Source organism: Pandoraea cepalis (genome assembly GCF_902459625.1).
In the GTDB taxonomy this organism is placed as follows: Bacteria; Pseudomonadota; Gammaproteobacteria; order Burkholderiales; family Burkholderiaceae; genus Pandoraea; species Pandoraea cepalis.
The window spans coordinates 157,658-180,218 of the sequence record NZ_CABPRY010000006.1 but is presented as its reverse complement, the minus strand read 5'-3'; the positions used below and the strand labels follow the sequence as shown (position 1 = coordinate 180,218).

32 protein-coding genes are annotated in these 22,561 nt (G+C 58.3%); 15 read left to right on the top strand and 17 right to left on the bottom strand.

The features are described 5' to 3' along the window. The first annotated feature begins 108 nt into the window (after window positions 1-108). From PCE31107_RS14650 to PCE31107_RS14605, 11 genes are all read left to right on the top strand, one after another. Window positions 109-378: a hypothetical protein gene (locus PCE31107_RS14650; protein ID WP_150609378.1), complete on the top strand. Its 270-nt coding sequence runs from the start codon at window positions 109-111 to the stop codon at window positions 376-378. 124 nt (window positions 379-502) lie between these two features. Continuing rightward, window positions 503-1,060, top strand: coding sequence for a hypothetical protein (locus PCE31107_RS14645; protein ID WP_150609376.1), 558 nt, complete (start codon window positions 503-505; stop codon window positions 1,058-1,060). A 148-nt stretch (window positions 1,061-1,208) separates the two neighbouring features. Next, window positions 1,209-2,648, top strand: coding sequence for a DNA cytosine methyltransferase (locus PCE31107_RS14640; protein ID WP_246181836.1), 1,440 nt, complete (start codon window positions 1,209-1,211; stop codon window positions 2,646-2,648). A gap of 69 nt (window positions 2,649-2,717) precedes the next feature. Next, on the top strand, window positions 2,718-3,761 hold the full coding sequence (locus PCE31107_RS14635) for a phosphoadenosine phosphosulfate reductase domain-containing protein (protein ID WP_150609374.1): 1,044 nt from the start codon (window positions 2,718-2,720) through the stop codon (window positions 3,759-3,761). Window positions 3,762-3,888: 127 nt separating this feature from the next. Next, window positions 3,889-4,317, top strand: a complete 429-nt coding sequence (locus tag PCE31107_RS14630; RefSeq protein WP_150609372.1) for a hypothetical protein — start codon at window positions 3,889-3,891, stop codon at window positions 4,315-4,317. Window positions 4,318-4,537: 220 nt separating this feature from the next. Continuing rightward, on the top strand, window positions 4,538-4,804 hold the full coding sequence (locus PCE31107_RS14625; RefSeq protein ID WP_150609370.1) for a hypothetical protein: 267 nt from the start codon (window positions 4,538-4,540) through the stop codon (window positions 4,802-4,804). 450 nt (window positions 4,805-5,254) lie between these two features. Continuing rightward, complete coding sequence (locus tag PCE31107_RS23400; RefSeq protein ID WP_174966674.1) at window positions 5,255-5,401, top strand: hypothetical protein; 147 nt, start codon at window positions 5,255-5,257, stop codon at window positions 5,399-5,401. Between the two features lie 508 nt (window positions 5,402-5,909). Beyond that, window positions 5,910-6,191 (top strand): hypothetical protein, encoded by a 282-nt coding sequence (locus PCE31107_RS14620; protein WP_150609368.1) that lies wholly within the window; start codon window positions 5,910-5,912, stop codon window positions 6,189-6,191. A 17-nt stretch (window positions 6,192-6,208) separates the two neighbouring features. Next, complete coding sequence (locus PCE31107_RS14615) at window positions 6,209-6,568, top strand: hypothetical protein (RefSeq protein WP_150609366.1); 360 nt, start codon at window positions 6,209-6,211, stop codon at window positions 6,566-6,568. After that, window positions 6,565-7,023, top strand: coding sequence for a hypothetical protein (locus PCE31107_RS14610; RefSeq protein ID WP_150609364.1), 459 nt, complete (start codon window positions 6,565-6,567; stop codon window positions 7,021-7,023). Before PCE31107_RS14615 ends, PCE31107_RS14610 begins: the two co-directional genes overlap by 4 nt. A gap of 754 nt (window positions 7,024-7,777) precedes the next feature. After that, on the top strand, window positions 7,778-8,122 hold the full coding sequence (locus PCE31107_RS14605) for an Rmf/CrpP family protein (RefSeq protein WP_150609362.1): 345 nt from the start codon (window positions 7,778-7,780) through the stop codon (window positions 8,120-8,122). A gap of 48 nt (window positions 8,123-8,170) precedes the next feature. Here the strand turns inward: PCE31107_RS14605 and PCE31107_RS14600 are convergent, their stop codons facing one another. The 8 genes from PCE31107_RS14600 to PCE31107_RS14570 all read right to left on the bottom strand — a co-directional run bounded on the left by PCE31107_RS14600 (window position 8,171) and on the right by PCE31107_RS14570 (window position 12,677). Beyond that, window positions 8,171-8,515 (bottom strand): hypothetical protein, encoded by a 345-nt coding sequence (locus tag PCE31107_RS14600; RefSeq protein ID WP_150609360.1) that lies wholly within the window; start codon window positions 8,513-8,515, stop codon window positions 8,171-8,173. A 153-nt stretch (window positions 8,516-8,668) separates the two neighbouring features. Then, on the bottom strand, window positions 8,669-8,863 hold the full coding sequence (locus tag PCE31107_RS14595) for a hypothetical protein (RefSeq protein WP_150609358.1): 195 nt from the start codon (window positions 8,861-8,863) through the stop codon (window positions 8,669-8,671). Further along, window positions 8,854-9,420: a hypothetical protein gene (locus tag PCE31107_RS14590; RefSeq protein WP_150609356.1), complete on the bottom strand. Its 567-nt coding sequence runs from the start codon at window positions 9,418-9,420 to the stop codon at window positions 8,854-8,856. The genes PCE31107_RS14595 and PCE31107_RS14590 overlap by 10 nt, the downstream gene beginning before the upstream one ends. A 578-nt stretch (window positions 9,421-9,998) precedes the next feature. Then, window positions 9,999-10,214 (bottom strand): hypothetical protein, encoded by a 216-nt coding sequence (locus PCE31107_RS14585; protein WP_150609354.1) that lies wholly within the window; start codon window positions 10,212-10,214, stop codon window positions 9,999-10,001. A 134-nt stretch (window positions 10,215-10,348) separates the two neighbouring features. Beyond that, window positions 10,349-10,855 carry a hypothetical protein gene (locus PCE31107_RS14580; protein ID WP_150609352.1) on the bottom strand — a complete coding sequence of 169 codons (507 nt, stop codon included), beginning with the start codon at window positions 10,853-10,855 and terminating at the stop codon, window positions 10,349-10,351. A gap of 165 nt (window positions 10,856-11,020) precedes the next feature. Beyond that, window positions 11,021-11,314: a hypothetical protein gene (locus tag PCE31107_RS14575; RefSeq protein WP_150609350.1), complete on the bottom strand. Its 294-nt coding sequence runs from the start codon at window positions 11,312-11,314 to the stop codon at window positions 11,021-11,023. Between the two features lie 99 nt (window positions 11,315-11,413). After that, window positions 11,414-11,545 (bottom strand): hypothetical protein, encoded by a 132-nt coding sequence (locus PCE31107_RS23815; RefSeq protein ID WP_281352576.1) that lies wholly within the window; start codon window positions 11,543-11,545, stop codon window positions 11,414-11,416. A gap of 142 nt (window positions 11,546-11,687) precedes the next feature. Next, window positions 11,688-12,677: a deazapurine DNA modification protein DpdA family protein gene (locus PCE31107_RS14570; RefSeq protein ID WP_246174730.1), complete on the bottom strand. Its 990-nt coding sequence runs from the start codon at window positions 12,675-12,677 to the stop codon at window positions 11,688-11,690. A 723-nt stretch (window positions 12,678-13,400) separates the two neighbouring features. On the opposite strand from PCE31107_RS14570, the gene PCE31107_RS14565 reads away from it, so the two are divergent. After that, the gene (locus PCE31107_RS14565) at window positions 13,401-13,832 is read left to right on the top strand and encodes a hypothetical protein (protein WP_150609348.1); all 432 of its coding nucleotides are present in this window, start codon (window positions 13,401-13,403) and stop codon (window positions 13,830-13,832) included. 243 nt (window positions 13,833-14,075) lie between these two features. On the opposite strand, the gene PCE31107_RS14560 is transcribed toward PCE31107_RS14565, so the two are convergent. The 8 genes from PCE31107_RS14560 to PCE31107_RS14525 all read right to left on the bottom strand — a co-directional run bounded on the left by PCE31107_RS14560 (window position 14,076) and on the right by PCE31107_RS14525 (window position 19,134). Next, window positions 14,076-14,492 carry a hypothetical protein gene (locus PCE31107_RS14560; RefSeq protein WP_150609346.1) on the bottom strand — a complete coding sequence of 139 codons (417 nt, stop codon included), beginning with the start codon at window positions 14,490-14,492 and terminating at the stop codon, window positions 14,076-14,078. Between the two features lie 133 nt (window positions 14,493-14,625). Further along, window positions 14,626-14,907, bottom strand: coding sequence for a hypothetical protein (locus tag PCE31107_RS14555; RefSeq protein ID WP_150609344.1), 282 nt, complete (start codon window positions 14,905-14,907; stop codon window positions 14,626-14,628). A gap of 128 nt (window positions 14,908-15,035) precedes the next feature. Continuing rightward, window positions 15,036-15,659 carry a DUF7007 domain-containing protein gene (locus PCE31107_RS14550; protein ID WP_150609342.1) on the bottom strand — a complete coding sequence of 208 codons (624 nt, stop codon included), beginning with the start codon at window positions 15,657-15,659 and terminating at the stop codon, window positions 15,036-15,038. A 145-nt stretch (window positions 15,660-15,804) separates the two neighbouring features. Continuing rightward, window positions 15,805-16,221 carry a hypothetical protein gene (locus PCE31107_RS14545; protein ID WP_150609340.1) on the bottom strand — a complete coding sequence of 139 codons (417 nt, stop codon included), beginning with the start codon at window positions 16,219-16,221 and terminating at the stop codon, window positions 15,805-15,807. 349 nt (window positions 16,222-16,570) lie between these two features. Further along, the gene (locus PCE31107_RS14540) at window positions 16,571-16,870 is read right to left on the bottom strand and encodes a flagellar transcriptional regulator FlhD (RefSeq protein WP_150609338.1); all 300 of its coding nucleotides are present in this window, start codon (window positions 16,868-16,870) and stop codon (window positions 16,571-16,573) included. Between the two features lie 154 nt (window positions 16,871-17,024). Beyond that, a complete protein-coding gene (gene rnc, locus PCE31107_RS14535; RefSeq protein ID WP_150609336.1) occupies window positions 17,025-17,705 on the bottom strand; it encodes a ribonuclease III in 681 nt (226 codons plus the stop codon). Between the two features lie 93 nt (window positions 17,706-17,798). Beyond that, the gene (locus PCE31107_RS14530) at window positions 17,799-18,665 is read right to left on the bottom strand and encodes a hypothetical protein (RefSeq protein WP_150609334.1); all 867 of its coding nucleotides are present in this window, start codon (window positions 18,663-18,665) and stop codon (window positions 17,799-17,801) included. 175 nt (window positions 18,666-18,840) lie between these two features. Continuing rightward, window positions 18,841-19,134, bottom strand: a complete 294-nt coding sequence (locus tag PCE31107_RS14525; protein WP_150609332.1) for a hypothetical protein — start codon at window positions 19,132-19,134, stop codon at window positions 18,841-18,843. A 494-nt stretch (window positions 19,135-19,628) separates the two neighbouring features. Here PCE31107_RS14525 and PCE31107_RS14520 point away from each other — a divergent pair, with 494 nt between their 5' ends. Both PCE31107_RS14520 and PCE31107_RS14515 read left to right on the top strand, forming a co-directional pair. After that, on the top strand, window positions 19,629-19,949 hold the full coding sequence (locus tag PCE31107_RS14520) for a hypothetical protein (RefSeq protein ID WP_150609330.1): 321 nt from the start codon (window positions 19,629-19,631) through the stop codon (window positions 19,947-19,949). Window positions 19,950-19,985: 36 nt separating this feature from the next. Beyond that, window positions 19,986-20,420, top strand: coding sequence for a hypothetical protein (locus PCE31107_RS14515; protein ID WP_150609328.1), 435 nt, complete (start codon window positions 19,986-19,988; stop codon window positions 20,418-20,420). Between the two features lie 160 nt (window positions 20,421-20,580). On the opposite strand, the gene PCE31107_RS14510 is transcribed toward PCE31107_RS14515, so the two are convergent. Next, complete coding sequence (locus tag PCE31107_RS14510) at window positions 20,581-21,063, bottom strand: hypothetical protein (protein WP_150609326.1); 483 nt, start codon at window positions 21,061-21,063, stop codon at window positions 20,581-20,583. 627 nt (window positions 21,064-21,690) lie between these two features. Between PCE31107_RS14510 and PCE31107_RS14505 the strand changes: the two genes are divergently transcribed. Beyond that, window positions 21,691-22,374, top strand: a complete 684-nt coding sequence (locus tag PCE31107_RS14505) for a sigma-70 family RNA polymerase sigma factor (protein ID WP_150609324.1) — start codon at window positions 21,691-21,693, stop codon at window positions 22,372-22,374. Window positions 22,375-22,561 lie beyond the last annotated feature (187 nt).

Here is a 22,561-nt window from a genome sequence, read left to right as displayed (position 1 = left end):
GCCGCCACCTCAGCGTTTCAGAGCAATCGCTTCGCCGGGCCCGCCAGCCACGCCGAGCATCTTGCTCTCTCCTTTATCAACGCCCACTAGGGTACGAAGGAGAAACGCATGAACAGCAAAATCCCGAACAATACGGAATCGCCGAAAAGCCCCCTGCAGCTCCTGCAGGAAGTCGTCGCGGCCCAAATGCGTCTATGGGACGCTCGCTTGGCTCTCGAGAAGGCCACCGCGCACGACGGTGCGTATTCCGACCGAACTGACGAAGCGGTCCTCGAAGAAGTCAACTGGCTCGCGGCCGGCCTCAACGACGCCGATGAAGCGTACACGCACGTGGCCGACGAGCACCTGCAGAAAGTGCTTTCCGTCACCAACCGGTAACCAGAACGCCTGCCATCCTGATCTAAGGGTGGCAGGCCGCAGTTTCTCAGCCGGGCACCAGGCCCCGCCGAGCATCTTGCTCGCGCCTCTATCAACGCCCGACTGGGCATCGAAGGAGGTAACCATGACCAGCAATCCAATCATCGAGTCACCGTTTGCGCACTGCGTCAACCACAAGTGGTACCTGAGCAGTCACGCGGTACCGGCGGTCGATACGATCAAGGCCTATCGGGAGCAGGTTCGGCAGTCCTACGGACAGCTGCGGGGCGTGAAATTTGCAGCGCAGGGCATCGACTACACGCATTTCGTCCTTCGGGACGGGGTACTCAATCCCGAGAGAACGAATTACGACATCGGCAGCATGTTGAAGTATTGGGCTCTCGCCAATCAACCGAGCGGATACCAATATCCCGTTCATGACTCGCCCGTTCAGGTGCGGTTCGTGCGTGAGGACGGAAAAGCGAGTCTTCGTCTGAGGCTCTACGACGTGAAAGGGCCGGAAGGAACATTCACTCGCCTCGGCGCCTACGTCAACGACGACACCGACTCGAAACACACGATCGACGTTCCATTGTCGGAAGACGGAGCGCTCGAAAGGGCCGTTTTCCGTGCGATCGAGGAATGTCTCGAAATGATCGACAGGCGCGAAAAGCGCGCCGCGCAGCAGTTGGCAGCCGCGTAACGGTCGCCCCGCGTTCATCAACCAAAGCAAGCTTCGCCGTCCCTTCGGGGGCGGCGATACCGCCTCGTCTACGCTCAGCCAGCCACGCCGGCCCGCTGAGCTCTGCTCGCTCCTTTATCAGCCCGTGAGGGAAAAAAAGGAGAACCCGATGAACAGCAAGAAATCACTCCAAGGCATGGAAATCCGGAAGATCGGCAGCAACAGAGGGAGACCTCGGCTGTGGATCGAAGGTGCCGTTGCAAGCCGCGCGTGCTTTTTGCCCGGCATGAAAATCAGCGTCACCCTAGACGAAGAAAAGTGCATGCTGACACTGGAAGCCAATGAAAGCGGTGAGCGTGTGGTGTCGAAGAAGACCGTGCGCGATCGTGACGTCCCTGTTGTCGACATCAATAGCGAGAACCTGCTTGGCATTTTTGTGAGGATGGGACTCACGGCCGTTCGCCTCGTGGTGCAGTTGCACAGGATCTTCGTGCTTCCAATCGCATCGGAAGTGCGAGCGAAGGAGCGGCTCGATCGTCTGAAGTCGAAGCTCGAGAACAATGAACCGCTGCTCATGGGTTCTTTCTCGTCGGGCATTGGTATCCTCGATCGTGCGGCACACACGGGGTTCGAAGAAGCTGGGATTCGTACGCGTCTCGCGGTAGCTAACGAAATAAGGCTCGATTGCATTGAACACGCCGTCGAGCGCAATCCGGTCTTCGATGGCCAGACAATCCTCCTGACGGCACCAATGCAGGAGGTGGTGTTCGACAACTGGGTCATGTCACAACTGCCGAAGCTCGACGGCCTGGCTATTGGTATCCCGTGCAGCGGGGCATCGAACGCCGGCCGTACGAAACGGAAGCTGGAGTTTCCGGAGTCACATCCCGATGTCGGACATCTCGTCGTGCCGTTCCTGGCGGCCGTGGCGCAGACGTCTCCATCTTTCGTCGCAATTGAATGCGTACCCGGCTGGCTAAACACCGCCTCCGCCGCGATTGCGCGCTCCATGCTTCGAGACCTTGGTTATGTCGTCCACGAGACGGTGTTGAACGCGGCCGACTGGAACATGCTCGAGCATCGTGAGCGCATGTGCATTATCGCGGTCACGCAAGGAATCGAGTTCTCCTTCGATCTCGTCGATCGGCCTGAGCCTCGTGCTCGTAGGTTGGGTGAGATCATGGATGCGGTGGCGCTGGACGATAAGTGCTGGTCCCCGCTGACGTACTTGAAGGAGAAACAGCTAAGGGACGAGGCAGCAGGCAAGGGATTCAAAATGACGATCGTGAACGAGGACTCCCCGAAAGTTCCTACGCTCAACAAGACGCTTCACAAGCGTCAAAGCACCGGAACCTTCTTCCAACACCCAGAGAACCCCGATCTTCTTAGAATCCCTACTTTGGTTGAGCACGCGAGATGCAAGGGCGTATGGGAGGACATGGTCGAAGGCGTTACGCAAACGTTCGGTCACGAAACATGTGGCCAAGCCGTAAGCGTTCCGCCCTTTGTCTCCGTGTTCAACGCACTCGGCCGAGCACTTCAAGCGTTCAAGCAGGCAACTTCGATTTCGTTCTCGTCTTTCGTGCGAGCCGATATGGTCGCAGCCTAAGCAACTTTTCAACCCCGGCGGGACGTCGCTCCCGCTGGGGGCGATGCTAGCCATGCAGGCCGTGAGGCCATGGAGAGCATTTTGAAATCACTAAACTGTCAGCCTCCGCAGCAGCAATCGCTATTCGAGGCGGAACTTCCCGCTGTGACTGGCTCGCCGGTAGAGTTTGATCGGTACGCGTACGATAAATACGTGGTCATGTTCAGCGGGGGCAAGGATTCAGTAGCAACGGTGCTGCACCTGCTCGACATTGGTATCGATCCAAATCGCATCGAGCTCTGGCATCACGACATCGACGGCCACGGCGAATCCTTCATGGATTGGCCTGTGACCAGCGACTACTGCCGGCGGTTCGCAGCAGCATTCGGTCTGCCGCTGTACTTCAGTTGGCGTGTGGGCGGGTTCCTGCGCGAGATGCTTCGTAAAGACCAGTGCACCGCGCCCGTTATGGCCGAAACGCCAGACGGGCTAATTCAGGCGGGCGGGACAGGGCCGCAGAACACGCGGCGCAAGTTCCCGCAGGTGACGGCGGCTCTGTCGCAGAGATGGTGCTCGGCCAGTCTCAAGGTCGACGTCGGCGCCGCAGCAATGAGGAACCAGCCCCGATTCTTGGGCATCCGCACCCTCGTTTGCACGGGGGAGCGCGCGCAAGAGTCCGCGGCGCGGTCGAAGTACCTCACTCACGAGCCCGATCGCTGCAACACGCGGAGCCGGTACGTTGATCATTGGCGTCCGGTACTGCAGTGGTCCGAGGAGCAAGTGTGGGACATCATGAAGCGCTTCGGTGTTCGGCCACATCCGGCGTACTACCTGGGCTTCAACCGTGTGTCCTGTGCACATTGCATATTCTCGGATTGCCACCAGCGGGCCACTGAGCAACAGCTGTTGCCCACGCGCTTCAAGCGGATCGCCGATCTGGAAAGCGAGTTCGGACTGACGATTCACCGCACTAAGTCGGTAAGGCAATTGGCCAACGAGGGCACGCCGTACATGTACGAGGAAGAGGTTGCTGAGCAAGCTATCGCGACCAAATACACGGTACCGATCCGGATTGAATCAACTGGATGGAAGTTGCCGTCTGGAGCCTTTAAACAAGGCTCCGACCAACAGTAATGTACGAAACCACGCACCATTTTCCGTTACCGGCGATTCAAGGTGGGTGGTCTCGATCCAAGTAACTTAACCCCTGGCGGGACGCCGATCCCGCTGGGGACGGTTCTCGCCAAATCTGGAGAGTCGTATGGAATTGATCGGCGTTGGCTCGCTTCGCAACTGGTCGCCACCTCACACCGTAATGGACAATCGGCCAGGTTACACTTTCGCCAAGTTGGAGAAAATGATGACCAAACTCGATACTACTGAAGAGATCACCCAGCATTTGATCGACTCAGGCTTTACGGAACATTCGACCGGCGGCGGCTTTTCTGCCTGGTTCCTACAATTCGACGTGCCGGCCGGCCGCTGGCAGGTCATGCTGACGGATATGGAAACCGACACCGCTTGCCTTAAACCAGGAAAGCCCGCTGAGATCGCCCTGTATGGCCCTGAAGGAGAGGGGGCGCAGGTGCTTTTCGAAGTGCTCTCCGAGCCTGCAAAGCTGCCAGAGGCGATCGCGCGGTTCACCAAGGAGGGTGAGGCACGATTTGGCGCAGGAACCAAGGTTCAGTAACGAGAACATCAGCAACATCTGATGATCGGAAAATGACTCGCTGGAAGGCATCAAGTGCTTCGGCGGTAATCTTCAACCTGCAGCACCTCGCCGCTCGCCCTCTCTAAGGGGGGGGCGGCGATCCTAACTAGTCGTATGGTTCAGCCAGGCCGTCGCCTCGCCGAGCTCCGGCTCTCCCCTCGTCAAAAGCCCACAAGAGCGGGCATTCAAGGAGAGCACCATGAACAGCAACATCCAACCGCAGAAACAGTCGGTCCATCGCTATCAGGTGGGCATGCAAGTCGTCGACTCCGACGAGAAGATCCTGGGCGAGATCACCTCGTTGGTTCAGGAAGACGGCCGGATCTTCGCCGTCGTCAACGGCGACTACGAGGTGGACCTGGCCGGCTCATCGGAAGTCATTGACCTGACCGGTACGGCGCGGGCGTACAACCCGGCGCTTAAGCCCTCGTGGATCCGGCTGAACGCACTGACGAGGCGTGTGTGACGCTAAACTGAATGGTAAGCTGGCACGCCCCTACGGGTGCGTGCCAGCTTTCATCCAACGGTTCGTTCGCGCCGATGGTGGGCATTTGATTCCGCGCCGCACGGACGATCAGATATTTTGCGTGGCCGGCTCGAAAGCCTTCAGCGAGATCAACGGTCTTCGTGAAAACGTGTCTAGCCAATGCTCGGAGTATGGGCGACGTTTTTCAGCTTGACCTTACTTCAGAACATACGTAAAGTAGGACCAGCCATTAAATTGGCAAGATTCAAAAAAACGTGGCAGACCAAAGTAACATGGTCAACACGTAAGACTTCGGAAAAATTCAGGTTCGGGTATTTTCCAAATCTGAAAACTGTTCGATGGTGTCGACAAGTTCGGCCAGCCACCCATGGCTCGCCGAGCGGAAGCTCCTCCTTTTTCTACCGCCTGTAAGGCAAAAAGGAGAACACCATGAATAGCGACTTCAACGACAAGCCGTCTTTTCTTCAGAGTGCTTTGTACTACCTCAACCATGGCCGCGACATCATTGTCGTTGGTGCAGTTGCAGGTACGCTCGCAATCGTTATTTCGACCGTATGCCATTTCCCCGGCTGGTAATTTGACGCAGGCCATAGTACCTATTTACCGGTGCTGCTGACGTTCTGTTATCCATCGGAAGATTTAGCGAATGACGACACTCGCCATGTAATTCGTCAATTCGAAACGAAGCCCGCCGTCTACCTCTCAGGTAGCGGCGGGCTTTTTTTTATGCCTGCCACTAGACCGGCGTGCGCGACGGACGCAATTTCAATTTTCTGCACTCCGGGTGCGCGCAGTATTCCCTGTCGGCAATTGCATGGTTAGACCGAGCGTTTGGTGGGCGAGGGCGGCGCTCTGAGCGGGATACCAGTTCGAACCCGCGCCCGCCACGCAACCATCATGATAGACAGCGTGGATTTGCCCCCGTACTTCCGGACCCAGCGTCACTTCAGCGGTGGCGCTGTCTGGTCGATAACGAGATGTAGAACTCAACTATTCAGGGTTGCAGTACTCTGAGCCTGTACGACAATGGCTTCGCTGGTATCGAACGGCCGTTCGGCCAACATCAACCAAGGGACGCATCACCATGCCTGCAAGAGCGAATTTCCTCAACCAGATCAAGGAAGCCGGCGATCAGATCCGCAACGAAGAGGGGCTGACGGAAAAGGCGCGCCTGGTGCCGGACTGGCCGTCGGCCGTGGAGGACGCAGCGGCGACTGGCCGTAAGGAAGGTATGCTGTTCGAACGCGTGCCGGCCAGCGGGCCTACGTACGAACGTCTGGCCACTATCCAGAGCAGGTTCAGCTTCACGCGGTTCGAAGCGAGCGCGGTCGTCAACAAAACGCCGCTGGCTGGCCAGCGCGCGTAAGAGGAGGCACGTACTACATGCTCGATACTCGACGCGTCATATCGCTCTTCCTCGGCATCGTCCTCATCGGCGGTCTCGGCATCTCCATCACGCGCATGGTCGGCAAGAGCGATGGCATTGCATCGCGAGAGCGCCTCGAGATAGTTTGGCCGGATCTGGCACAGATGCGGGACCGTGATCGCGCACTGCTCGCCAGCTTGGCGATGAGCTGCCGATTGCAGGACCGGAACAAAGATCAGGCGGATGTGCTCGCCTGCCTGCAGGATGCCGTGAAGGACGAGCAACCGCGGTTCCCATATGGGATGAGCCGCAAGCAGGCGCAGGACCGCCTTGATGAACTGTTCCCGGGGCAAGGCCGCACAAAGGAGGCCTCATGACCGGCCTGATCCAAGACGGCTTTCTGGAGTCCATCCTGCCGAAGACACTCGCATGGGCGAGCGAACAGGCGAAGAAGGGGCTGGCGGCCGGTCGCGCGCTAACCCCGGCTGAGCTCGACGATGCCCGTCAGGTGGGTGTGTCGGCCCCGGAGAAGATTCGGCTTTCGCTCGTCGACGAGGTCCCGATACCGGACGATCCGCAGCTCCGCGATGTCGCTATCCGCACCGGCATGCTCACTCACGACATCGCCGGCCTGGCGCTGGGCTACGCGATCTTCATCACGCCGCGGCACCTCTCGCGGCGCCTCCTGACGCATGAATGTCGCCACGTCCATCAGTACGAAGTGGCTGGCTCGATCGACCAGTTCATGCGGGAATATCTGCGCCAGATCATGACATTTGGGTACCTTACTGCGCCACTGGAAATCGACGCAACCCAGCACGAACTCGTCTGAGGGGGTGCTTGTAGGTTCCACCGCTAATGGAAAATGCACAACGCAATCTACAAATGCCCGTTGATATCTGCGAACCGGTCGAGCTCTTCTGGGCGCTAAAATGTCCGCTATCACAAGCAAAATAAATGACTTGCGATTACGCCAGAAGTCAATCCTTGGCCGTCAGGCCAACGATTGGACTAAGGAACTTCAGCGTCTTGCTCTGTCTGATCGCGTCGATCAACAGAACCAGCGCGACGGAAAGCGGGAGAAAGCATCATGAGGAATAAATTCGCATTGCTTTTGGGACGCGTTGCGCATCTAGCGCTTGTGTTCGCCTTGACTACGATAGTCTGGTTTGGAATCGGCTCGCTCGGTCGATCATCGATTTGGATCTCGTTGTCTACCGGGACGACGTTGGAGAGAGTGAGTCAATGGGGCGCGAGTGTGGTGGTCGCCCTATGGATGCTCAAGCTGGTTTGGAGCATATCCGCGTCGATCGCCACATGGGTATTCCGGCGCACGACTCAAGAGCAATCGACCGTCTAGACCACGGAATCGCGTGACAAGACGGAAAAATCGAATGACGCTGATCCTCATAGCGGTTGTAGGTTCCACCGCTAATTGGGAAACCACATCGCTATTTGCGAAAGTCCCTCGATATTTGCGAGTCGTGCGCACTCCTGCAGGTCAACGGGTTTTTGCTGCGAAAGAGATATCGCAATATTAATCAATCACTTGGGTTCATGGCCGACAAGGCTCTATGGGGCGAGAAATGACGCACGGCATTGAGTCCGGCGAATACTGGGACGCCATTGAAGGCGAAGCAGTTCTTGCGGTCGAACAGGGTATGGATGCGAGCGCCTGCCCCTACGTTGCGGGCAGCGACGAAGCGAATTATTGGTTGTTCACGTTCGAGAACTTCCGCGCCCGGCCCTATGTCGAGGGCGGCGGGCGAGCGGCGCGTGCTGGCCAGCCCATTACTGCGTGTCCTTCCGGCTTAGAGTCGTCTTTGCGTGAAGCGTGGGAGCAGGGCTGGCGTGTGACGAACGACGGCGAGTTTCGCCGGTTGAAGGATCTCGAGATCGAATTCAGGGTGACGGGCGCCATTCGCAAATAGCGATTGAAATTTTCCGCTGGTTTGCAAATATCGTTCGAACTTACATTGCTACTCCGGGAGGTACTGCGGGAAGCGGTGGCGGGTCAGGCTTGACGAGTGCGGTGCCGGAGCCACCTTGGCCGCCGGCATCCAGAAGCATCCGCGCTCGAGCTGCTCGATCACGTCGAAGTGTTCGGACTCAAGCGTTAGGCACTTGCCGGAGCGGACACCATTGATCACTGCGAACAGTTGCCACAGGGCAGGCCATTGCTCATCGCCTTCGATAAGGAAGCGGAATTCGCCGTCGATGCGTATCTCGTACGACGTCGCCGACACACGCGTTGAACGAACTCGGTCCGCGTATGGGCTCGTGCGTATGGCGTGGCGGGGCAGGGACTGGGCAGACTGACTCATGGCGGAACCTCCAAGGATGGGAACATCGTCAGTGTGTCCCGTGACACTGAAGATGCAAGCCAACGAAGCAGGCCCGCACATAAATTTGGAGAGGGAGGAACGCCTTGCGGCATCCCTCCCTCCTGTTCCTTTCGGCTTAAGCCGCTCTACACGTCAGTGACGGTGCTGCGCTACCCGAAGCCCGTCGACGACCCGTTGGTACTTCTGCAGGCTGTCCAGCACGCCCTGCGTTGCAACCATCAAGGCCTGCGTTTCCGCCTGCATGGCCGGGTGACCGTCCTTCAGACTCTCGTTGAGCGTTTTCATATAGGTTGTGTAGCTCTCGATGTGACCGTCGATCAGGCGCATGCGTCCTCCGCCGTCTCGATACGTTTACGCGCTACACACTGAACTGCGCGCGAGAGCGAGGTGTTTACGCGGTCTACGATAGCGGCACACAGTGCCTCCAGCGTATCGGCATAGACAAATCGCTCGTTGTCGACCAGGTGCGTCGTCGACTGGAACGCCCAGTGCGGCCCGGTTTCCACCCAGAGGTGCGCGGCGAAGCGTACGTCCAAGCTGTGCCGGTACCTGCAAATCTTCCTGCTGTGGCGATACTCCGCTGTCGGCATGAAAAGACGGATCTCCGCGCGAATCGTCGCCTGATCGCCGTAGATCTCGTCAGCGGACATGCCAGGCACCAACTGTCGGTCGATGTACAACGAGAAACCCATCCCTTCGGTTGAGCGCACCGGACAGCCGTCCCAGAACGACAGCGCATCATCCGGTATCCGCCACGCGTGCGCGTCAGGAAGCTTGATCCCGGCCGTCAGGATCTTTTCCGCCGCCTTTGCGCGCTCCATGATCAGGGCACCCAGTTCCTGCACCGTCGGCAGCTGCTTTTCGGTTTGCTTGTTGCTATTCATAAATCCTCCTTTGTGCCCGAATGGGGCGGTAAAAAAGGAGGTACCCGATAGGGCTGGGCCGGACTTCGCCCGGCGCAGACATGTCACGTCGGGTCTGATCACCTGACGTGAGAATGGGACTTACAGGGTGCTGGAACGCGATCAAGCTCAGGGCGAGCGGCATTCCGGTGAAATGTGTTGCCGATCAAACGGCTGCCAGCATTTTCGCAGAGCCGTTCCATACGGTCAACGCGCCATCATGGTCGGTGGTAGCGAGCGGGACCTCACAGCAGTGGCTCTGCCACGTCCTCGCGTAATGACCATCCGCCGACAATGGATCGACCGGCCTGGTGCGCGGAAGTGCGATGCGGAAGCACTCCCCACAGTGCCATAGCTTGCCTGGCGGAAGAGCGGGAACCAGTTCGAGAAGGGGAGCTGCGAACGGCATAACGTTGCTTGAGATAGTCGATTTGCTTGTATACGGTAGTTCTGTCAAATGCTTCTGGGGCGTCCTCTAAATAATCTTCGGTGACACAATACGGAAATCGGCCAGATCACGCGCTCGGCGTGTCTGGCGCTCCGTGGTTCCGATTTGATGCTTAACGGACTTCGTTCGGCAGATGGAAGTCGACGAGCAGACTGTGACCGCCGCCGTTGGGGATCTGGCGCAGCAGCGGACCTTCCGGTTCGCGGTCGTCGCGTCCGGTCTGCCAGAGATCAGTGAGTTTCTTCTTCCAATAGCGGCCGTGGCGACGTGCGAACGTCAGCAGCACGTTGGCTTGGTCAGAGGTCAGCGATTCCTTGCGGTGCTTCATGGTTATCTCCTTCGTGCCTCTCGGGCGGTATAAAGGGAGATGCTGCAGCTCAGGGGACCTGGGGCCTTCTGAGATGCCGGAAGCGCGCACGCCCATGGGGCAGTGCGCGTCTCCGAATCATTGATTAATCTCGTTCACAAACCGCGACGCGGTGCCTCCGATCTGGCTGGATTCGGTTGCGGCTCGGTGCTGTGGGTTGCATCGTTCGCGCTACCGCGTTCGGACCCCGATAGCTGTTCCCGCAGCGTCTTGATGTTTCCGATGTCGGCCCAGAGTTTGTCGCTGGTATGCTTAAATGCGAATTCGGCCCGGACATCGCCATCCCGATCAATCTGGGCATGGCAGCCATCGAGGCGGTATTCCGGTTCAAACTTTACGTACTCGTGGTCGTTGTGGTTGACGGCAACCGAAACGTCTTCCTCAATGACGTTGTCGATGTCCTGAAACATTTCATAGCCGAAGGCGAACCAGATTTTTACCTGATCGACTTCTTGGCTTTGCATGAAGTCGACGCAAACTTTGGCCTTCTCCAGAAATGCGCTACCGATGTAGATTTCGATCAGATCCGGATCGCACGTCCATTCCTGCGTCGAGGAAATGTCGGTTGACGGAACGGTAAGGTTTTGATTCACGTTTTTCATTCTGCTTCTCCAAGCTTTGCGAGAAGCGTCCCAAACGGGGAGCGCATCCCCGCGAGGGTCAATTACCCGCCGGCCCCAGAAGGAGCGCGACGGGTCGGTTTCAGGTTAATGATTACGATCGCAAGGACTGCAAAATCCGGAATGACCGAGCGGACTGAAGCTTCATCAGCTCGTCGATGCTTTTGGTGTTGCAACACAGTTGATGGCTTCATCCGCAGCAAGAGATTCGCGCTTGCGCTTGTTCTGTGCTGCCCACGACTCCACGTCTTCCGTGCTCATACCAACGCACACATTCCAGCACGCAGCCAGACGCCGTGCCGCCTCCTCACTTTGAGGCGACCGCCGACGACTACCTTGCTCCGTCAGATATACGTGAGCCAAGCACTTACCGTCTTCATCAACGAGTCGAGCGGGGCTGCACGTCGTGTCAGCGAGTTTAATTTCTTGCGAGATGACCATGCTTCTTCTCCTGAAGAGGCGGACGCTCGTTCCCTGCGGGAGCGAGGCCCGCGAGGGTATAAAAATTTCTGTTGATCGAGTGTCAACAAAATCGTGCCATCAGATGGCGATTAGACAACCGTTGTTGACTGTGCTGAGTGACTTGGAAGCATCGATGCTTTCAAATCCGATCGAGTGATCAAACGTCACGTTGGCTTGTTCAGAGGTCAGCGATTCCTTGCGGTGCTTCATGGTTCGCTCCTTCGTGCCTCTCGGGCGGCATAAAGGGTGGTGCTGCAGCTCAGGGGGCCTGGGGTCTTCTGAGATGCCGGAAGCGCGCATGCCCATGGGGCCGTGCGCGTTTCGGTTTAAGCTTGGATCGTATTTCGTCGGCTCAGAAAGCAAGCCGGAATTGGTCTCCCGATTTCGGTTTCATCCGCTCAATGGCGGTGTTCATCCAAGTGTCCATTTTCTCGGCACGGTGTGCCATGTTGTTGGAGATGCCGTGGCGGAACGCTTCCTGTCGCGCTCCGTAGTCCCAAGCCATGCTGTCGCACGATGCAACGATGTGGGAGTACATCTTGACGCGCTCGAGCGCAGCGCCCTTCACTCCGAACAGATGCAGCTTCGTGCCTCTCGGCAGTCGTCCTTCCAGACCGTCGAGAATGGCGAAGAGCCCGTACTTTGGATGGTGAAGGTCGCGTCGACAGACCGAACCGAGACCCATCAGCGAAGGCGGTGCCAGCCACGTGTGCCGGTCCCACACTTCCATCGTTAAGTCGAGGCTTTTCAGGTAGTCGTCTAGTTCCCAGCCCTGGCAAATCGGCACCGGCGGCTTGAGGTCGTTCGCAATCATCACCGATCGCGCCCCCTCAAGCGCGTAGTCGGCCTGCCACTTTTCGATGATCTGGAGGAGAGCCTCAAGCATCGTTGCCGTTGCCCTGATACGCCAGTCCGTGTGGATCCCACCGTTCGTGGCTTCCGGTTCGCAGCACAAGTCCATAGCGCTGTACCAAGTCGGTCGAAGCACGGCGGCGAGCTCGAGATAGTCCGCGTACGACCATGGATAGATCCCCCCGACACCAGCTTGTCTGCCCTTTGACTTGAAGTTCATCATGGCGACAAACCCTGCGGAATCCAGCGCGACGTCGACGTCCTGAAGCGGCGAATGCTGCGGCACGTCGAAGCGGCCCGTCCTGTGATTGAAGAATGCGTTTGCCGAGACCATCACGGGATATCCGCTCTCGAACGCGTGGATCGCGAGTTTTCCTCCACGGTGGGGGATTCCCGTGCGCATCACCAACTCGTCGCCGATAGGTGCGTTGATTTGTCCGTCCGGAATGACTCCTACGGGCCCGAGCAAACGCTCCATCTTACTGTTCATGTTGATCTCCTCGTGCCCGAGATGGGCGGATAAACTGAGGAGCTTAAAGCTCTGCGTAGCTGGAATGGCTAGGCAGAACGCGACGCGACGAACGAGCGTAACCTATAGACGGTCAGCGTCAGCGGATGGGGGAGGATTAAGATCGGCCAGAGGGGCCAAAGTGACTTTCGACTACGCCGGCGGCGGGCAGGCCCGGATTGATGAGATGCCGATCAAACGGCTGCAGAAATGATACCCGGATGCCAGTACGGGCGCAATCGCCGATATCCGCGGTGTATGCACCGTAGTCATGTCAGCCGAGGTCGTGGTCGACGAAATTCCGCTCGCAAGGCTTGACCACAGCCAATTCAGCCCAGGCGACTTTCTTGCACTCTCAGTAGCGAAGCGCACCACGGCGCCGATCGAACGGCTGTGGCCTGCCTACAATTACTCCGCCCCCCTTGTCGATATTCGAAAATTCGCAGTATCATTCGGTCACGCCGTTAGTTCGGCATCAATTCTGAGTCTGCTCCTGCACGCGTCCGTGACGTCCTCCCGCAGGCCTCCGGCAGACTATGACCACACGTAACGCATCCAATACGTAGCGCTTGCACAGCGGAGCACCCGCGGCAGAGTTATTCGCTGCACGTTCGACGTTGCTGACTTCCCGTCAAGGCTGCTGCCTTCACGGGGTGATAGGCCCTAGTCGTAGCCCAACGAGGCTAAAAGACCACGGAGAACAACATGTGCGATTCCGAATTGAAGCGTTTGTGGGTTGTTGCAGTATCGGCTGATGCAGGCGTAAAGCCCAGCGGCCTCATCTTCTTTCAGGCCACGGCGCCGACGAGCGCTCAAGTGCTTGAGCGCTCGGGCGGCGCTGTGCTCCTGCCGGATGGCATTGTTCAGGCACTGGACCTGACGAGCGCCGTCGCCAGAGACGCGGCGAGCCTGACGAACCTCGACGCGTGGGCGCGGGAGGTGCTGGCGGAAGGCCTGTCCGTGCGACCGCTGATTGAGGTGCCGGCGCACGCCTTCTCGGTTGTACCGAGCAAGCGGGTGGTCTACCGTAGCAAGGAGCAGTACTTCGACGACGGCGGCTGCCTGCAGGGCGAGATCCATTATGGCCGCGACGGCCAGCCGAGCAGGTGGCTGCTCGATCGCCGATTCGTCAACTGATTGTTCCTCGGGCTGCCAGGGGCAACGAAAAGGCCCGCCGTTCTCGAAGAGAGGACAGCGGGCCTTATTACGTCACAGCGCCAGTGCGCGAAGCTGAGAGTTCATTGCGCGCGTGCGCGCGCCCGAGGAAAGCACGTTTACAGCTCCAGGTAGGAGTGAGCGAACTCGACCGGAGAGGCCCCCGAGGGGTCGACAAGATTGCCAGCGGGACAGGGCCGAAGCCCCGTCCGTTCATAGTTCCCCTCAGTACGAAGCGTTGGTGATTACGCTGACGTCCACGGCGAACTCCGCGGCCGCCTTCGCAAAAATGTCATTGAGCGACACGCTCACCATGCGGCAGACATCGCCGTTGCGGATGTATGCCTTCGCATATCCCGATGCGTAGCGGGCCTTCTCGCTACCTGCCTCCATCACCACCAGCACCTCGCCTTCCTTGATGTGCGGCATCAGCATCGTCGTGACGTCGAACTCGACATCGTCCTCGAGATCCTCGTCGTACGTGTTCGATGGCCAACCGCCGTCGTCTGTATCTGCCACAAAACCGATGCGCTCGTCCTCGCTGATGACGCGCAGATCGAAGCGCTTCGCGACCTTCTCGATTTCCTCGAGGTTGCCGGGGAAGACGTAGTTCGTGCGCGCAATTCCGGTCCAATTTGCCATTTGATGCTTCTCCTTTAGATGCCCGTAGGGCGAAAAAGGAGCGGGCCGTGGCCCTGCTGAGCGGCGCTTAGCAGGATCCGGACGCGTTTTGAAGGGGTAGGTGGGGCGCATCCTTGCGGAGCGCCCCTATTGCTCAGTTCCAGTCATCGGAACCGCCGTGATGGTGATGGCCGTAACCGAGACACGAGTCGTCTTGCGACGATTGGTTCATCGCGTCGTTGGGCCACTGGTCATGATGGTGGTGATGCTGGTACGAGGAGTCCTCGTAGTGGTTGCAATTACAGGGTAGGTAGTTCCCGCACTGAGGGCAGCGGTCGAGTGCGTCCGATGCTTCTTCAATTTCGTTTGAGCCTGCTCCTGCGCGCACTGCTGCGATGAAAATGAACGCTACAGCGGCGGCGATGATCATGGTCATGATTTTCTCCTGATGCCCTGCGGGCGTGAACAAGAGAAATGGCGTTTTGTGCCATCCAGGACCCGACCGACGGTCTGGGATGGATCGGAAGCGCCGCACCCGAAGGTGCAGGCGCCGCCGATTGATGATTACGCTGCCTTGACAAGAACCTCACGCGGCCACGGCTGATGACGCGACGGGTCGATAACGAAGTCACCGGTATAACCGGGCTGTTCGTGAGCGTCAGCATATTCGGCTTCGTCGACGAGCCAGTACGTCTCGGGTGGTTTGAGCGTCCCGGAAACGCGGCCGCCGGTCACGGCAACAACGCCGACCATGCCTTTCGGCACCGTCTTGTCCCAGCTGCCAAAAGCCGCCACGACAATCTGATCGCTCTTGTGCTGTTCCAGAAAAACTTCCCGCGCGCGGCGATGGCTCATCGCCGGCGTGACTTTCTCGCCCGTCCAGGCTTCCCAGACTTCCGGCATCCAGTTCACAACCGTGCGCCGCGCCACTTGGATAGCGCCATCGTCGAAGTACATCTGGAAGGCAAGGGCGACGAGCGTCCATTGCTCGTCCTCTTCGAACCAGGCGCCACAATCTACCTCGAGTTCCTTCGGGCGAAGGCCGTCGGGCATGGATGCGACGCGTTCCTGGCTGAGCCAGTATCCACCGTGACTGCCAGTCGTATACCGCACGATGCCTTCCGCAACGATGGTGGTCGTATGCGGGGCGCCCCAGGGAGTGTGTTTCGGGTAGATGGTGGTGTTCATGATTCTCCTTTCTGCCGAGTTGGCGGTTAAAAAAGGAGGAGGCGATAGCCCTGAGGAGACGTGCTCTCCGGGGCCTAGCAGATCATTCGGATAATGCCTGTCCAGAAGGACAGGCACCGCCGAAAGCTACTTTGATGCTTGCGAGTTATGCCGCGACAGGCGAGTTGAGTTCACGGATCATCGTTCCGGCCGTCGAATAGCCGTAGTGAACGACCGCCGCGGCGACAATTTCGGCGCGGGTGGCATTCGAGATGTTTTCCTCGACCCACGTTTCCGCAGCGACCAACGCTGATTCCTGCTCATCGCGAGAATCGCCCGCCATGTTGGCGCACTGGCTGCCCAGATGCGCCTTCAAGTCGTCGACGATGGTCCACCACGTATCCTCGTCGAACTGCGCTACGTTGCCACCGCTCTCGAGCTGCTCGATCAACGTGACAACGGACGCATCGGCCAGAGCCTCCTTCAGTTCGGTGCGAAACTCCTGAACCAGGATCAGTTGATCGCCGAACACGATTTCGTGCTGCGTACGGATAACGCAAAAGGCTTGAAGATTACGGTTCATGGTGCTCTCCTGATTGCCACAGTGTGGCGATGAAAAAAGAGAGCTCCGTGGACACTAGCGAACCTATATAGAGCGGGGTTCAGCGTGCCGGAGGAAGGTCGACGCTCAATTGAACGACGTTCAGTTGAGTGTGACGAGGGGGACTTGATGGAGTACAGACAATGCCGACCGAACGGCTGAAGACATTCTATGCGACTGCGGCAGGTGGAGGCAAGCACCCTGCACAGCAATTCCAAAGAGTTAATTCGATAAGTTAAGTTTGTCCAAACAAACTTTTGACGGGAGGGCGTCAGCTATACGCCGCGCGGGGTGAATAGATCAAAACTATGAATAAATGGAACAGCAAGTGCTAGGCGGACGAGGCCTCTTCGGACTCGATCTTCTGCGCGATACCCGGTCCGACCTTCGCTGCGAGCGTGCGAAGGAACTGCACGTCGTTGAACCTGACGCGGAGAAGCAGTTGAGGGGTCCGCGCAAGCCTGGCGAGCTTGTCAGGCTTGCTATTCACTATTGCGGCTGCAATTTCTTCGGACAGTCCGAATGTGTCAACCGCCGTCGCGAAATCCGCCAGGAGGTTGCGGTGCAGCATCGTCAGGTACGCCAGATTCAGCCGGTAAATCTCGCCGAGTATCGTTGAATTTTGCAGCATGCTGGTTCCATCTACATGGTCATGACGGGAATCCACGGATCGTGACAAAGGGCGCGCAGGCCGCTAAATGAGGGGAAGGGTCCTTGCGATGAAGCGGTTGCGTGAGAATGCAAACCTGCGCGAGGAGGTTTTTTTGCGCGGGAGTGACCCGTTGTCAGGCCGCTGTGCGCGTCTCGAGAATGGAGAGCATACGGTGGGCTGCCTCGCGCTCGGCGACCCGGCGATTTGGGCCAATGCCGGTTGTGCGCAGACCGCGGGAGGTAATGACACACTCGCTCTCGTAGCGTCGAGGCTGTTCGTCGTCGAAGATCGCGACGATGCGGTACGTCGGTACAGGTACACGCTTCGCCTGCAGTAACTCCTGCAAGCGTGTTTTAGGATCCTTGCCGAAGTGGCGGATGTCGATCGTGTCGAGGACCGGCGTATAGATCCGGCGCACGAGACGCTCGGCTGGTGGAAATCCGCCGTCGAGGAACACACCGCCTAGCACTGCCTCGAAGGCATCTGCAAGGATCGAAGGACGTACAAGTCCGCCGGCACTGATCTCCGCGTCGCTCAATCGTAGCCACGAGCTGAGATTTAGCGCCACAGCGATCTCATGGAGCGTCGACTCTCGCACAAGATTCGAGCGGATGCGCGACAGCCCGCCTTCGGAAAGTCGTGGGAAGCGTTTGTAGAGAAGGGCGGTGACCGAACCACTGAGGATCGAGTCGCCCAGGAGCTCAAGGCGCTCGTTGTGATCCTCGGAAAAGGACCGATGCGTCAATGCCAGCTCGAAAAGCGAGCGATCGCTGAACGTATAGTCCAGAAGCTGTTCGAGGGCCGTGGGAGTCATGCGGCGAGTATAGAGGGCGGTCGATGCTAGTACCGCACGAATATGGCAGGGCGGGACCACAACATTTGGGTGCCGTGGTACCAAACCGCGCGCTCAATCCCGAGGGCCGGCAACCAGTGAGCCGAGCCAAGTTGCCATCGTGCCTACGGACGCGCGGATCACGCCTGCCTCAAGGAAATGCCAGAAGGCCGGGTCCTTCACCTGTATCAAGTCCCATTTGGCGTGGACGGCGCCATGATCGGCCGCCGACACAGGCCAGCAGATGGTGACGGCGGAGAGCTGCACGCCCATCTCCTTGGCGAGGTACTGTCGCACGGTGGCCGCGGTGTCGGGCATCACCACGAGCACATGCGCGAAGCCGGCCAGCTTGTCCGCGACTCTCTGCGCGTCGAGGTGCATAGAGTCCTGGATAAACCGGTTGAAGAGCAGAACAGGAAGGGTGCGTGTCGGGGAGGCGAGCAGGTCCAATACCGGCGCCACGTCTAATTTCGTCACCATGCGCGGTTTAGTCTGCACCTGCGTCTTGTCGTCGAGCAAGGCGCAGTTCCGCACGAGCGACGAGATCACTGACGAACGCCTCATCGGGACAACCATGTTGCGGCCCGGGGCGACGCTCACGCGCACGCCGATCACGTCACCTGAGCCGTCGTCCCCCACGAAGACTTCGTGCCGCCATATGCGGCCATCAATCTTCCGATCGAAGCTATCGCGACGCATCAGCCACAGGCCGGTGTCGATGCCCCGCAGCACAGACACCACCCCTCTCTGCAAATGAGCTGTGAATACGGCGCCAGCGGGCGCTGCTGGCGGGAGTGCGCGCCAATCGAAGGAACCATCAGATCGTCGCGGGAGCGTCCACCGCAGAGCGATTTCGCGGCACAGCGCGCGACTCTCAGCCCCGTGGCGGTGGCTACGGAAGCGAATCTGGTGGAGGGGGAAGAAATGTTCAGTATCGCCCATGAGCAGGATTCCTCTTCAATGAAAGGAGCCGGCGATCGCGCCAGCCAAAATCAGGCTATGGGAGCGTTAGTGAAATGCAAACGCAGGTCAGCGAAGCGGATATTCTGGCCTTCAAAACGACGGCGGGCAGCCGTTTGACGGGCTGCCCGAGCGATGTTGATGCGAGGATATGCGATTAGGTCGGATCTGCGTAGCGGCGATCAAGCGGCCCGTTCTCGCCGAAGTCGTCCGTGTGCTGAGGTCGCCTGCGTGCGATGTTCGGGTGACACACCTCACCATCAGCACAACCGCGCATCAGCATGTGCTCGGGGCGATCCTTGTGATCATCGTAGTAGCGGGACTCAGAGTGCTGAGCCAGCGAGGTGATTGAGTGAAGTGCATCATGGACGAGCATGTCCACGAGCGACGTGCGGAAAATGCTGCTGAAAAAGTATACCAGCAGGAACGTCAGGAACGAGAAGCGAAACATACGGACTCCGGAAAAGGACGGGGCATGTCCGTAGGCTATGGGGCCGGATAGATATTGCAAGTCGATAGGCGGCTTATGGCGCCGCGGGAGAATAGGTGATCATCCGGCGACTCTTTTGTCCACAAGCGTGGGAGGGCTCCGTGGCACTATCCTCCCCGGCTTGGGTCTTCTGGCATGTAGATCGGGCCTGATCAAGTGTCGTGGTTTTTCACGTCTTCAGCCATGCGTCCGCCCCGGCGCATGGTTTTTTTTTGCCGGTGTTCGGTCGTGACGCGACCGAAACTGGAAGCATCTGATCCTATGAAGTAATTTCATTCCCGAGTCGTCAATTTCGGAATCGTGCAAATTGCGGAGAATGGTTCAAGAGGTTGACCATGCGCGAATGCGTCTCCGTGACGGGGTGCTTTCTGATCGCGAGCTAGTCCATTTGCACAGAAAATTTCAACGTTCTGTCCCGGCCTCGAAGGGCTATCTCGAATTCTACGGAGTCACCCATGACGCGAGTTGGGCCGATCCGCGGTGCAATTATCATCGCTACCATACTGACCGCCGGCGCGGCGAGCGCCCAACAATTGCCCACGGCATCACCTGGCGGCACCTGCAGCACACCCGGGGTAGCCGCCACTTACGGACAGAACGGCATGCTGATTTGCAGCGCCTCGCTGACCTGGAAGCCCGCGATCACGGCCTCGACGCCATCCAACGACGGCGGCCTGGTATCGACCGTTGGTCAGCGAATGGGACGTGCCATGGCCACAATCGTCGACGGGACGGCCAAGTTCGTTCACGACATGCTCTCGCCGAGCTCGAACTGAGCTCGCACTGCTTTGCAAAACCACCGGAGACACTTCATGAATAAAGCCGTGACCGGCGTGTCGGACACTGCCGAGCGGAGTGAATCAGCCTCGCGCAAAGCGATCACCGAACTCGGTGTGTACTTTCACGGCAACCGGGGCAAGCTACGCGTCGCCAGATTCATCTGCCAGGTGCTCGTTGCCTCGACGATCGTGTTTGCCCTCATATCGTTGATCGACCTAGGCAGTCTCTTACTGGATGCAATCCTGCTCGTAGCGAACTCGCCGTCCGTAGGCGGCGACCACGCTCAGCGCTTTATGATGGACCTTCCGACCCGGAACTTCATCCTCTCCGCCTCCGATGTGTTTGTGCAGCATGTAACCTTCAACGCAATCGCCTCACTGCTCCTGACAGCCACGGCTGAGATCTACTGGACAATGCGTCGCGCGAGCCGTCTGATGCCGCCGGCTCGAGCTTTCAAGCGCAACTGACGGGGAGAGTAGGAGGGGAGGTTTTCAGGCCTGTTGGTCTGAGTGCGCGCCGTTTCACAACCCCCTCCCACTGCCTGCCGACAACATGTGCGGGCCCGCATCGAAACCTGCCGGGTCGGGTTCAATGGTTCGACTTGGGCGGTGGCGACTCGGCCAAGAATCACTTTAGCGTCAGCCAAAAAATGCCGCGCGCGTTGCTCGAGGCGGCATAGAGGTCCAGTTCGTGGCGAAGCCAGTCGGCGTGACGGCTGACTGTCGCGATCGAGAACGGGCGACCCCGCTCGCCGAGGTGCTGCATGATCGTACGCCAAGCGTTCGGGTCAAAGCTTCGTGGACCGATGAATTTCAGTGCGTGGGTTCCCTCCAAATCCTCCAACGAAGGCGAATATGTCGTCTTTCCTCCCCCCGGATTTGCATTCGGGCCTAAAGTTTTTCCAGAAATAAGCGTTAATACCGTATTCGCCCCAGAGTCAGGCGTGCCGGTTACAACAACGTTTCGGCCCAGTTTGATTGCTCTGCGGGCAACGAGCGCACAGAAAATCAAACTTGCCCAAGACAGCAGGGCAAAGCGTCCTTTCTTGTGACCGTAACCGGAACGAGAAATGTCATTTTTGCGCAGGGGCAGGTTGTTCCAGTTGGACATAGCGCTAATAGTGGTAGAGATGCGATCCGGAACCGGCGAGGACGTGCACCGCCGACTTGTATGCCAAAAACAACACAACCGTAGCGACCAGGGTACGGAGGATGCGGACGCGCAAGCGGCGGCGGCCACCGTAGTAGTGGTGGTGGTGGACAGTTTTGTGGGATGAATTTTTGCGCCGCATGGTGCCTCGAATTTCCCTTCGGGACTGCGAAATGCAAACGTTAGTATCAACGACAGCGTTCTGGTCGGTGAGAGAGTGTGTTTTGGATGGAGAAACGTATGGCGTTTTCTCAAATCGAATTGTGCGGCCTTTGCATCAGATTCTCGAATTCAATTAACCCCGAATTAACGTAATTTTTTAGTTGCGAGCCTATTTGCAAGCATCGGAAAATTGATAAGATAAGCAAGTACTTCAAACCTCCTCGTGCAGACGAGGTTGTGTCAGGTCCCTCTAGCGGGGAGAGGATCGCATAAGAGGAGGGTGAAGCGCTTGTGATTGACGAGCATTTCGGTGTAGTCCGGTGAGCACTGAACTGACTCGTCAACCAAGCCGAGTTCGGCTGCCACGTATGGCGATGCAATGAGAACAATGAAATAAGCAGTTAGACCACGACGAGCCAAAGAAGAATGGATCACCGAGTTTCAGATTTGAGCAAGGCACAGCTCTGTAGCCTGTTTGCGGACAAAATTCCGCGGATGGTGAAGCGGCTTTGCGGCGGGTTTGGCCAGACCCTCGACGACCGCATGCAATCGGCATGGACCGAATTGATCCAATACGCCCAGACCAACCAGGATTTGGAGGTTCAGGTATTCATCCCGCGGGCCATGTCCCGCATCCGTGGCGCCGTAATCGACGAGATGCGCGCGGATGATCCACTCTCTCGCACACAGCGCGTTCAGGCGAAGAAGATTAGCGCCGCAGCCAGCGCGGTGTCGGGGCGCACAGGTAGAAAACCGACAGCGAAGGAAATTGCACAGGAGTTGGGGCTGACGGTCAGCGACGTGCACGACATGATCCACCGCCTGCAGACTGACGTCATCATCTACTCCTGCGAGGAGATCGAGGAAGCCAACATCGAGAGCTTCACGGACACAGCCCTAGACAACCTCATCCTCGAACAAAGCATCCAGAAGCTGCTGGACGCAATCGAAACACTCTCGGCACGTGACCGGGAAGTCATCGAACTTCGCTACTACCATGGCCTCACGAACCGCGAGATCGCCAAGCGACTCAACATCGGCGATAGCCGCGCAACTGCACTGCATCAGCGTGGCGTAGAGAAGCTGCGCAAATTCCTCGTTCCCGCCTAGGGCTGTTGCCGGCCGCTGGCGTAAGCCTCGGCCGGCCTACATCACTTCGCCTTTGACTTCAGCGACGCGATTGCGCGGTGCTCCAACGCCCTGGCTGCTGTGAACTTCTGCGTGCGGCACGGACGGCGATGCCGAACGAACCGAAGCTGACCTGAACCGAGTTGCCGCCCCCGATGGCGGCCAAGAT

Coding starts and splice junctions, on each gene's coding strand:
- PCE31107_RS14650 (WP_150609378.1), top strand. CDS start 109: ATGAACAGCAAAATCCCGAACAATACGGAATCGCCGAAAAGCCCCCTG.
- PCE31107_RS14645 (WP_150609376.1), top strand. CDS start 503: ATGACCAGCAATCCAATCATCGAGTCACCGTTTGCGCACTGCGTCAAC.
- PCE31107_RS14640 (WP_246181836.1), top strand. CDS start 1,209: ATGAACAGCAAGAAATCACTCCAAGGCATGGAAATCCGGAAGATCGGC.
- PCE31107_RS14635 (WP_150609374.1), top strand. CDS start 2,718: ATGGAGAGCATTTTGAAATCACTAAACTGTCAGCCTCCGCAGCAGCAA.
- PCE31107_RS14630 (WP_150609372.1), top strand. CDS start 3,889: ATGGAATTGATCGGCGTTGGCTCGCTTCGCAACTGGTCGCCACCTCAC.
- PCE31107_RS14625 (WP_150609370.1), top strand. CDS start 4,538: ATGAACAGCAACATCCAACCGCAGAAACAGTCGGTCCATCGCTATCAG.
- PCE31107_RS23400 (WP_174966674.1), top strand. CDS start 5,255: ATGAATAGCGACTTCAACGACAAGCCGTCTTTTCTTCAGAGTGCTTTG.
- PCE31107_RS14620 (WP_150609368.1), top strand. CDS start 5,910: ATGCCTGCAAGAGCGAATTTCCTCAACCAGATCAAGGAAGCCGGCGAT.
- PCE31107_RS14615 (WP_150609366.1), top strand. CDS start 6,209: ATGCTCGATACTCGACGCGTCATATCGCTCTTCCTCGGCATCGTCCTC.
- PCE31107_RS14610 (WP_150609364.1), top strand. CDS start 6,565: ATGACCGGCCTGATCCAAGACGGCTTTCTGGAGTCCATCCTGCCGAAG.
- PCE31107_RS14605 (WP_150609362.1), top strand. CDS start 7,778: ATGACGCACGGCATTGAGTCCGGCGAATACTGGGACGCCATTGAAGGC.
- PCE31107_RS14600 (WP_150609360.1), bottom strand. CDS start 8,515: ATGAGTCAGTCTGCCCAGTCCCTGCCCCGCCACGCCATACGCACGAGC.
- PCE31107_RS14595 (WP_150609358.1), bottom strand. CDS start 8,863: ATGCGCCTGATCGACGGTCACATCGAGAGCTACACAACCTATATGAAA.
- PCE31107_RS14590 (WP_150609356.1), bottom strand. CDS start 9,420: ATGAATAGCAACAAGCAAACCGAAAAGCAGCTGCCGACGGTGCAGGAA.
- PCE31107_RS14585 (WP_150609354.1), bottom strand. CDS start 10,214: ATGAAGCACCGCAAGGAATCGCTGACCTCTGACCAAGCCAACGTGCTG.
- PCE31107_RS14580 (WP_150609352.1), bottom strand. CDS start 10,855: ATGAAAAACGTGAATCAAAACCTTACCGTTCCGTCAACCGACATTTCC.
- PCE31107_RS14575 (WP_150609350.1), bottom strand. CDS start 11,314: ATGGTCATCTCGCAAGAAATTAAACTCGCTGACACGACGTGCAGCCCC.
- PCE31107_RS23815 (WP_281352576.1), bottom strand. CDS start 11,545: ATGAAGCACCGCAAGGAATCGCTGACCTCTGAACAAGCCAACGTGACG.
- PCE31107_RS14570 (WP_246174730.1), bottom strand. CDS start 12,677: ATGAACAGTAAGATGGAGCGTTTGCTCGGGCCCGTAGGAGTCATTCCG.
- PCE31107_RS14565 (WP_150609348.1), top strand. CDS start 13,401: ATGTGCGATTCCGAATTGAAGCGTTTGTGGGTTGTTGCAGTATCGGCT.
- PCE31107_RS14560 (WP_150609346.1), bottom strand. CDS start 14,492: ATGGCAAATTGGACCGGAATTGCGCGCACGAACTACGTCTTCCCCGGC.
- PCE31107_RS14555 (WP_150609344.1), bottom strand. CDS start 14,907: ATGACCATGATCATCGCCGCCGCTGTAGCGTTCATTTTCATCGCAGCA.
- PCE31107_RS14550 (WP_150609342.1), bottom strand. CDS start 15,659: ATGAACACCACCATCTACCCGAAACACACTCCCTGGGGCGCCCCGCAT.
- PCE31107_RS14545 (WP_150609340.1), bottom strand. CDS start 16,221: ATGAACCGTAATCTTCAAGCCTTTTGCGTTATCCGTACGCAGCACGAA.
- PCE31107_RS14540 (WP_150609338.1), bottom strand. CDS start 16,870: ATGCTGCAAAATTCAACGATACTCGGCGAGATTTACCGGCTGAATCTG.
- rnc (WP_150609336.1), bottom strand. CDS start 17,705: ATGACTCCCACGGCCCTCGAACAGCTTCTGGACTATACGTTCAGCGAT.
- PCE31107_RS14530 (WP_150609334.1), bottom strand. CDS start 18,665: ATGGGCGATACTGAACATTTCTTCCCCCTCCACCAGATTCGCTTCCGT.
- PCE31107_RS14525 (WP_150609332.1), bottom strand. CDS start 19,134: ATGTTTCGCTTCTCGTTCCTGACGTTCCTGCTGGTATACTTTTTCAGC.
- PCE31107_RS14520 (WP_150609330.1), top strand. CDS start 19,629: ATGACGCGAGTTGGGCCGATCCGCGGTGCAATTATCATCGCTACCATA.
- PCE31107_RS14515 (WP_150609328.1), top strand. CDS start 19,986: ATGAATAAAGCCGTGACCGGCGTGTCGGACACTGCCGAGCGGAGTGAA.
- PCE31107_RS14510 (WP_150609326.1), bottom strand. CDS start 21,063: ATGTCCAACTGGAACAACCTGCCCCTGCGCAAAAATGACATTTCTCGT.
- PCE31107_RS14505 (WP_150609324.1), top strand. CDS start 21,691: ATGGATCACCGAGTTTCAGATTTGAGCAAGGCACAGCTCTGTAGCCTG.